The following is a 3,128-nucleotide window of genomic DNA, read 5'->3' as shown; positions in this document are numbered from 1 at the left end:
TGCTGCGTATTATAATACTTATATTCAATGAACACTATTGGATTAACCGATAGAACCTTCCATTTCGAATTTGATTAGACGGTTCATTTCAACGGCATATTCCATTGGTAATTCTTTTGTGAATGGTATGAGATACAACTTCTAAAACGATAAATCACTCAAATTATGACCAAAAAGTCAGAAAGCAAGCAGTTAATTTTAACGCCTACCTTCTGGCATTATAATAAACTACACGTTAGTCTTTATTCTTCATTCAATGTATTCAGTATAGTTTCATTATTGATTTCTGTAATATCTGTTAGTTCATCGACATGTTCTACAACATAAGCTTTATGATTAGAAAGAATTTTTTGAGCAGTATTTCTTGCCCATCTACCGTTGGCTTTTAGATCTTCACTTTGATTCTCATAGGCTTGACTTACTGATTGAAGTAAGTAATCTTTATCAAAGTTCCAATCCTTGTTTAAAATGCGATAGACAATTTCCGCTACCTCTTCTGAAGAATATGCAGGAAATTCAATGGTATAAGGAATACGCGACTTTAGCCCTTCATTCTCATTTAAAAATCTTTCCATGTCATTTGTATAACCCGCAAAAATCGCAATAAATTTATCACGATAATTTTCTAAAGATGTAATGAGCGTTTCAACAGCCAAATGGCCAAAATCATTTTCAGAACCAGAAGCTAATTGATAGGCTTCGTCCACGAACAATACACCGCCCATTGCTTGATCTACCGCTTTGGCAGTATTCTTTTCAGTATGGCCAATATACGCCCCTACTAAATTTTGTCTATCTACTTCCACTACTTTGTCTTCGGCTAATATATCTAGATTATAAAATATTTTCGCTATTAATCTCGCTATTGTCGTTTTACCAGTGCCTGGAGGACCTGTAAACACCATATGATAAGTTGGTTTCTCTAATGACAAACCTTTTTCTTCAAACATTTTATTTGCTTTTGCTTCTTTCACTAATTTTGATACAAAATTTTTAACATTATTTAAGCCTACAAGTGAATGAAGCTCTTCAAGTAAATTATCTAAAGTTTCTTGTTCATTATCTTTACCAGACATTTGTAATATATCTTCATCAATGATTTGTCTCAATGCATCTTGATTTAATGCATTTTCATTCGCTAAACGAGAGTTTTGTATCATAACTAATTTTTCATTAAAATTACGTACCCAACGTGCATTACTATTATCATTAGATTGATGCAGTAATTTAGTCATTTGTTTTCGGTATAGTTCTGGATTATATATAAGACCTTGCTTATTTAATATAGACTCTCCGATTTCTATCATCTGTTGATCATTATAATCATCAAACATGAATTGGTGTTGAACACGTGATTTCAATCCAGGGTTCATGTTAAAGAAATCATACATCTCATTTGTGTAGCCAGCAAAAATAATCATGATTTCATCCCGATAATCTTCCATATACTTTAGAATAGTATCTACTGCCTCTTGCCCAGGGTTGATGCCACTTTCTTCATAAAGTGTATATGCTTCATCAATAAAAAGTATACCACCTTTTGAACTTTCTAATATTTGTTCTGTTTGTTCTGCTGTTTTACCCACATAGCTACTTACTAATTGATTTCTAGAAACTTCAACAAAGTTATCAGTTTTGATAACACCATTATAGTAAAGAACCTTTCCCAATAAACGGGCTACGGTTGTTTTACCTGTACCTGGGTTACCTAAAAATACAGAATGTAGTGAAATTTTATCATAATACATACCATTTTCTTTTTTGATTTGATTAATTTTCACATTGTTGATAAACATATTCACTGTTCTCTTAACATTTTCTAATCCTATTAATGCATTTAATTCTTCAAGTGATTGTTTAGCCATTGCCTGAGGATTAGTTTGTTCAGATAAAGACTGTGGTTGAGCTTGAGAAATTTCTTGTTCTTCGGTTTGTTGAGTATTTAGTGGTTGTTCTACTTCTAAAGTAGATACTTCATTAGTCGCTTCGAAATTCGCTTGTGTGTCTAAAGTAGACGTATTATCTATATTGAATCTAGGAATATTAGTTGAGCTTATAGAACCAATTGTTGCGGTTGAATTTTCCAAAACTTTTAATTCATTGCCCCCTTCACCTATTAAATGCAGATTATCTATATTTAATTTTGAGTTGCATATTAATGAAAGTGGTAGCCAGGCATTTTCATAATCTATATACAAATTTTTAGCATTTAATTCAGCGTGATTGTACATAACAAGTGCATTAATAATTTTAGAGTTATTAATTACTATATATGAATTATTTCTAACACCTAACCCTAAAATAAACGAGTCTTCAATTTTAGCTTCAGAATAATTGTCAATAAGAATGCCACTTTCTTTTTTATCACTAATAAAATTCATTCTTTTAAGAATCACTTTTGAATTAACACTATAAATCGCTGCATTCGTAGAGTTATTTTTAATTATTACATTATCAAAATCAACTTTACTTCCGTTGGAAACCTGAATGTTATTATCTGCTTGTAAGTCTATTGTAACGTTTTGAAAAGATACATTTCCTTCAATTTTAAAAGCAGAATCAATGACTGTCTCCTTAGGGTCCCCATTACTCTTAAATGTAATTTCTGCACCTGAAGGAACAGTTAAACCTTTTTTTATCACATAGGGTTCACTTGATTTTTCAAATACAATAATATCACCACTTGCTGCTCTACTTACTAGTTCATTTGGTTTTATTTTACCAATACCATGTCCAACTGTAATAGTTCTTCTCATGATTTTACCTCCTGTAATTCTGTTTTCCCTTAGATGATTCATAAATAGTACCTTTAATATTTCAGTAATCCATGAGAATAGCCTTAAAAATTAATTACACACAACTTTAAACTACAGCTTGACAAAGCAAGATAAAACTTTGTGGTCATTTCAAAGACAATGCTGTACTTCTTTTAGTTTGTTACTGCTTTTCTTCTTTTATTGATTTAACAATATTCTACAACAAACGGCCTTAAAAAGGTAGGAAATACAATAATTTTTTCAATAACATTACACTATATAACTTTCCGCAATTAAAAAGCAGCACACATACGGTTAAGTATGCATGCTGCGTATTATAATACTTATATTCAATGAACACTATTGGATTAA

1 protein-coding gene and 1 pseudogene are annotated in these 3,128 nt (G+C 31.0%); both read right to left on the bottom strand.

Translation table 11 applies throughout. The features are described from left to right. Positions 1 to 42: 42 nt before the first annotated feature. Positions 43 to 135, bottom strand: a pseudogene (locus BU038_RS12705) (hypothetical protein); the annotation flags it as partial. A 107-nt stretch (positions 136 to 242) separates the two neighbouring features. Next, positions 243 to 2,756 (bottom strand): AAA family ATPase, encoded by a 2,514-nt coding sequence (locus BU038_RS12105; protein WP_158262802.1) that lies wholly within the window; start codon positions 2,754 to 2,756, stop codon positions 243 to 245. Positions 2,757 to 3,128 lie beyond the last annotated feature (372 nt).

The sequence above is a fragment of the Staphylococcus simulans genome, from assembly GCF_003043455.1.
Taxonomy (GTDB): domain Bacteria; phylum Bacillota; class Bacilli; order Staphylococcales; family Staphylococcaceae; genus Staphylococcus; species Staphylococcus simulans_A.
Note: the sequence above shows the minus strand (reverse complement) of the source record. Positions and strands in the feature narration are given on the sequence as shown.